Source organism: Streptomyces sp. AC627_RSS907, from assembly GCF_019049165.1.
The window spans coordinates 1-752 of sequence record NZ_JAGMUE010001170.1; the positions used below are offsets into that span (position 1 = coordinate 1).

1 protein-coding gene is annotated in these 752 nt (G+C 72.6%); it reads right to left on the bottom strand.

The window, feature by feature from the left end:
- On the bottom strand, positions 1-752 hold a 752-nt coding region (locus KUM32_RS40890; protein ID WP_217146729.1), incomplete at both ends, for an LLM class flavin-dependent oxidoreductase.

The window sequence follows — 752 nt, forward strand, 5'->3', positions numbered from 1 at the left end:
GGGCCGCCCCTGCTCGCGCCGGGCCCTGATGGCGCCGACCGTGCGGTGGGCCTTCTCCCAGGCCAGCTCCTCGGTCGGCGCGATGATCGGGCGGAAGGCGACCTGGATGCGCGGCACGTCGGTGCGCCCGGCCGCCGCGGCGGCGGCCTTCACCGCCTCGATCTGCTGGGCGGTCTCGGCCAACGGCTCGCCCCACAGGCAGTAGATGTCGGCCTCGGCGCCGCCGGCGGCGTACGCGGCGGGCGACGAGCCGCCGAACGAGACGCCGGGGCGCGGCTGTTGGACGGGGAAGACGTCGGCGACGAAGTCGCGGAACCGGTAGTGCTCGCCCTCGTGGTCGAAGGGCTCCGTGGTGGTCCAGATCTTCTTCACGAGCTGGATGTACTCGCGGGTGCGGGCGTAGCGCCCGTCCTTGCTGAGCGTGTCGCCCTCGCGTTGCTGCTCGTGGTCGTTGCCGCCGGTGATGAAGTGCACCGTCAGCCGACCGTCGCTGATCTGGTCGAGGGTGGCGAACGTCTTGGCGGCGAAGGTGGGGTACGAGACGTTGGGCCGGTGGGCCAGCAGGATCTGGAGGGAGTCGAGCTTGCTGGCGAGGTACGCGGCGGCCGGGGCGGGGTCGGGCGCGCCGGACGCGTAGGCGAACAGCACCCGGTCCCAGCCGTACTCCTCGTGCGCCCGGGCGAGCCGGATCGTGTACTCCTTGTCGAACGCGGCGCCGGAGCGTGCGGTGGTCTCGGAACCGTCGTTGGTGG